General features: G+C 74.5%; 4 protein-coding genes. 2 read left to right on the forward strand and 2 right to left on the reverse strand.

What is annotated here, in order from left to right:
- Nucleotides 1–1,141: thiamine pyrophosphate-dependent enzyme (locus ACWJ6R_RS29720; protein ID WP_449065399.1), on the reverse strand; the 1,141-nt coding region annotated here is incomplete at its 3' end.
- 187 nt (nt 1,142–1,328) lie between these two features.
- A complete protein-coding gene (locus ACWJ6R_RS29725; RefSeq protein ID WP_449065400.1) occupies nt 1,329–1,928 on the reverse strand; it encodes an SACE_7040 family transcriptional regulator in 600 nt (199 codons plus the stop codon).
- 100 nt (nt 1,929–2,028) lie between these two features.
- Here ACWJ6R_RS29725 and ACWJ6R_RS29730 point away from each other — a divergent pair, with 100 nt between their 5' ends.
- Entirely contained in the window at nt 2,029–3,597 is a 1,569-nt protein-coding gene (locus ACWJ6R_RS29730) for a carboxyl transferase domain-containing protein (RefSeq protein WP_449065401.1), read from the forward strand.
- A gap of 106 nt (nt 3,598–3,703) precedes the next feature.
- Nucleotides 3,704–5,122: acetyl-CoA carboxylase biotin carboxylase subunit (locus tag ACWJ6R_RS29735; protein WP_449065402.1), on the forward strand; the 1,419-nt coding region annotated here is incomplete at its 3' end.

The following is a 5,122-nucleotide window of genomic DNA, read 5'->3' on the forward strand; positions in this document are numbered from 1 at the left end:
GGCGGCCGGGACCGCCGCGGCCACGGCCCCGGGGGGTGCGCGGGGCCAGCGGCTCCACGATGTCGACGGCGGAGGTCAGCCTCGGCCGCCGGGAGCTCTCCATGGCCATCCGGAGCAGGTGCTCGCGCATCGTCTCGTAGCGGGCGAGCAGCTCGTCGGGGGTGGCCAGCCCGGCCTCGACGAGCAGGCGGGCGGTGGCCACCAGCGGATCCCGGGCGAGGTCGGCGTTGATCTCCCGCTTGGTCCGGTAGGACAGCTCCACGTCGGAGCCCGCGTGGCCCATCAGCCGGACGGTGCCCAGGCGCAGCAGGGCGGGGGAGCGGTTGGCGCGCACGTGGCCGGCGGCGGCGGCGGCCGCGTCGTACGCGGCGGCCAGATCACAGCCGTCGGCCTCGAAGTACTCCAGCAGGGGGTGGCGGGAGGCCTCCACCCAGCCGGCCGGGGTCCGCACGCTGATGCCCAGGCCGTTGTCCTCGCAGACGAACAGGACCGGCATCCCCAGGCCCTGGTAGGAGCCGTAGGCGGCGGTGTTGAGGCCCGACAGGGCGCTGGCGTGGTTGACCGAGGCGTCGCCGAAGCTGCACACCGCGATCGCGTCGCCCGGCCAGGCGCCCCGCACGCCGAGCTGGCGGGCGCGCTCGATCGCGAAGGCCACGCCCGCCGCGCGCGGCAGGTGGCTGGCGATCGTCGAGGTCTGCGGGATCACCGCGAGGTCGGGGTGGCCGAAGACCTTGTGGCGGCCGCCCGCGATCGGCTCCTCGGTGGAGGCGACCAGGCCGAGCAGTACGTCCCGCAGGCCCTGCTCCGGCAGCCGCCCGGCCATCGCCGAGCGCGCCAGGTAGAAGGCGCCGGAGCGGTAGTGCAGCAGCGCCGGGTCGGTCGTGCGCAGGGCCGCGGCGACCGCGGCGTTGCCCTCGTGACCGGCGGAGCCGATGGTGTAGAAGCCCTCGCCCTGCTCACGCAGGATGCGGGCGGTGACGTCCAGGAGCCGGCTGCCGAGCTGGAATTCGAACAGCTCCCGGCAGCGGGCCCCCGTCAGACTCGTGCCCTCGCGCACCGGCAGGGCCGGATCGCGCCGGGCCCCGGCGGTCAGGTCCGCCACCGCTTCGGCGAAATGAGTCTCAACAGAGTCGCGCGCCACAAGCCTGATTATGTCCCGGCGAGCCGCCCCCGTCGCCGTCCTTGGCCTCTTTCGTCCACCGGATCTTCCGTCTGGCCCGCGGCGGGCGTGCTCGGGACGAGGACTCCCGCCGCGGCTCCGGTCGCCGGGCGCGCCGGGACCGGGGTCGGGCGCGGGACGGCGCCCGGCCGGACTCTGTTAATGAGTGCTAACTCCTGACCGTGGCGAGCGCCGCCCGGGCCATGGTGTGCAGCAGCGGGGCCATCGCCTCGGGCGGCAGCTCGCCCGCGCTGTGCGGGGTGGAGTTGAGCAGGCCGAAGACCGCGTGGGTGGCCGCGCGCAGGCGGGACGGCGGGCAGCCGGGGTGCAGCTCGCTCAGCACGGTCACCCACTCCTCCACGTACAGCCGCTGCAGCCGGCGGATCCGGCGGCGGGCCGGCTCGGGGACGTTGCCCAGCTCGCGGTCGTGCACGGTGATCAGCGCCGGATGGCCGAGCGCGAACTCGATCTGCCCCGTCAGCAGGGCGTCGAGCGCGCTCTCCGCGTCGGGCGCCGCGGTGACGCGCTCGGCCGCCGAGGCGTGCAGGCGCTCGCTGATGTCCAGCAGCATCTCCGCCAGCAGCGCCTCCTTGCCGCTGAAGTGCCGGTAGAGCGCCGGGCCCGAGGTGCCCACCGCGCCGCCGATGTCCTCGATGGAGACGCCGTGGAAGCCGCGTGCCGCGAACAGTTCCGCGGCGGCCTCCAGGATCTCCGTGCGCCGGGAGCGGCGTTCGCGGGTAGGGGTACGGGCGGTCGTCACGACTCGCATGGTAGACGGTGGCGTTAACGATGACTAACATCACCGGTGGAGTTAGCGGCCGTTAACCCCCGGCAACGGCGCCGGGCGGTGATCGCGAAGGAGGCCCGCATTGAGCAGCTGGCCGGTGCTGCGCAGCACCTGCGACCCGGGCGGTGTCGCCTTCAAGGCGAACACCGAGGTCAACGAGCGGCTCGCCGCCGACCTGCGCGAGCGGGTCGCGACCGCCGCGCTGGGCGGTCCGGAGCGCTCGCGGGCCCGGCACGTCGCCCGCGGCAAGCTCCTGCCCCGCGAGCGCGTGGACGCCCTGCTCGACCCCGGCTCCCGCTTCCTGGAGCTCTCCCAGCTCGCCGCCACCGGCCTGTACGGTGGCGACGCCCCGGCGGCCGGGATCATCACCGGCATCGGCCGGATCTCCGGCCGCGAGTGCGTGGTGGTCGCCAACGACGCGACGGTCAAGGGCGGCACCTACTACCCGATGACGGTCAAGAAGCACCTGCGGGCCCAGGAGGTCGCCCTCGACAACCGCCTGCCGTGCGTCTACCTCGTCGACTCCGGCGGCGCGTTCCTGCCGAAGCAGGATGAGGTCTTCCCCGACCGCGAGCACTTCGGCCGGATCTTCTACAACCAGGCCACCATGTCGGCGCGGGGCATCCCGCAGATCGCCGCCGTCCTCGGCTCCTGCACGGCCGGCGGCGCCTACGTCCCGGCGATGAGCGACGAGGCCGTGATCGTCCGCAACCAGGGCACGATCTTCCTGGGCGGGCCGCCGCTGGTGAAGGCCGCCACCGGCGAGGAGGTCACCGCCGAGGAGCTCGGCGGCGGCGACCTGCACTCCCGGACCAGCGGGGTCACCGACCACCTCGCCACCGACGACGCCCACGCCCTGCGGATCGTCCGCGACATCGTGGCCACCCTCGCCCCCCGCCCCGAGGCCCCCTGGGAGCGCGCGCCGTCCGAGGAGCCCGCGCACGACCCCCGCGACCTGTACGGCATCGTGCCCGCCGACACCCGCACGCCGTACGACGTGCGGGAGGTCGTCGCCCGGATCGTCGACGGCAGCAGGTTCCTGGAGTTCAAGGCCGAGTACGGCACGACGCTGGTGACCGGCTTCGCCCGCATCCACGGCCACCCCGTCGGGATCATCGCCAACAACGGCATCCTGTTCGCCGAGTCCGCACTCAAGGGCGCGCACTTCATCGAGCTGTGCGACCGCCGCAACACCCCGCTGGTCTTCCTGCAGAACATCAGCGGGTTCATGGTCGGCAGGGCGTACGAGGCCGGCGGCATCGCCAAGCACGGCGCCAAGATGGTCACCGCCGTCGCCTGCGCCCGGGTGCCGAAGTTCACCGTCGTCGTCGGCGGTTCGTTCGGCGCCGGCAACTACGCCATGGCCGGCCGGGCCTACTCGCCCCGGTTCCTGTGGATGTGGCCCAACGCCCGCATCTCGGTGATGGGCGGCGAGCAGGCCGCCACCGTGCTGTCCACCGTCGGCGACGCCGACCCCGACGCGATCCGCAGGCAGTACGAGGAGCAGGGCAACCCCTACTACTCCACCGCCCGGCTCTGGGACGACGGCGTCATCGACCCGCTCGACACCCGCACCGTCCTCGGCCTGGCCCTGTCCGCCGCCGCGGGCGCCCCCCTCGACCCCGTCGGCTACGGCGTCTTCCGGATGTGACCGCGACCATGACCCCGACCACCGCCCCGACCACGATCCTGACCGCGACCTCCACCGCGGGCGTGACCCCGGTCACGACCCGCCGGTTCCACCGGGGGCACCCCTGATGCTCTTCCACACCGTCCTCATCGCCAACCGGGGCGAGATCGCCCTGCGCGTCATCCGCACGCTCCGGCGGCTCGGCATCCGCTCCGTCGCCGTGCACAGCGACGCCGACGCGGGCGCGCCGCACACCCGCGAGGCCGACACCGCGGTCCGGCTACCCGGCGGCTACCTCGACATCGAGGCGGTCGTCGCCGCCGCCGCGGCCACCGGGGCCCAGGCCGTCCACCCCGGCTACGGCTTCCTGGCGGAGAACACCGCCTTCGCCCGGCGCTGCGCCGAGACCGGCCTGGTCTTCGTCGGACCGCCCGCCGAAGCCGTCGAGGCCATGGGCGACAAGATCCGCGCCAAGGCGACCGTCTCGGCGGCCGGAGTGCCGGTCGTGCCCGGCGCCGCCGAGCCCGACGACGACCTGCTCACCGCGGACATCGGCTTCCCCGCGCTGATCAAGCCGTCGGCGGGCGGCGGCGGCAAGGGCATGGTGCTGGTCCGCTCGGCCGCCGAGCTGCCAGAGGCGCTGGAGTCCGCCCGCCGTACGGCCGCCGCCGCGTTCGGAGACGCGACCCTGCTGGTCGAGCGGTTCGTGGAGGACCCCCGGCACATCGAGATCCAGGTGCTGGCCGACGCCCACGGCAACGTGATCCACCTCGGCGAGCGCGAGTGCAGCCTGCAGCGCCGCCACCAGAAGATCGTCGAGGAGGCGCCGTCCCCGCTGCTGGACGCGGAGACGCGGGCCCGGATGGGCGCGGCGGCGGTCGAGGCCGCCCGGTCCGTCGGCTACGTCGGGGCCGGGACGGTGGAGTTCATCGTCCAGGGCTCCACGGCCGACTACTACTTCATGGAGATGAACACCCGCCTGCAGGTCGAGCACCCCGTCACCGAGCTGGTCACCGGCCTGGACCTGGTCGAGCTCCAGCTCCGGGTGGCGGCCGGGGAGCCGCTCCCGCTCACCCAGGACGACGTGCGGCTGCGCGGCCACGCCGTCGAGGCCCGCGTCTACGCCGAGGACCCCGCCCGCGGGTTCCTGCCGACCGGCGGCCGGATCCTCGCCCTGCGCGAGCCCGGCGTCCCCGGCCCCGGCGGGCCCTCCGCCGACGGGACCGTCCGGGTCGACTCCGGTCTCGCGGCCGGCGCGGTCGTCGGCAGCGACTACGACCCGATGCTGTCGAAGGTCATCGCCTGGGGGCACGATCGCGCGAGCGCGCTGCGCACCCTCGACCGGGCGCTCGCCGGCACGACCGTGCTGGGCGTGACGACGAACATCGCCTTCCTGCGGGCGCTGGTCGCCCACCCCGAGGTGGCCGCCGGGGAGCTCGACACCGGCCTGGTCGAGCGCCGGCTCGGCGAGCTGGTCCCGCCCGCGGGCGCTCCGGACGACGTCCTGGCCGCCGCCGCCCTGCTGCTGCAGCACGAGCTCGTGCCC

It is taken from the genome of Planomonospora algeriensis, from assembly GCF_977012225.1.

Bases quoted from the DNA above. Each gene is read 5' to 3' on its own strand.
- ACWJ6R_RS29725 (WP_449065400.1), bottom strand. From the start codon at position 1,928: ATGCGAGTCGTGACGACCGCCCGTACCCCTACCCGCGAACGCCGCTCC.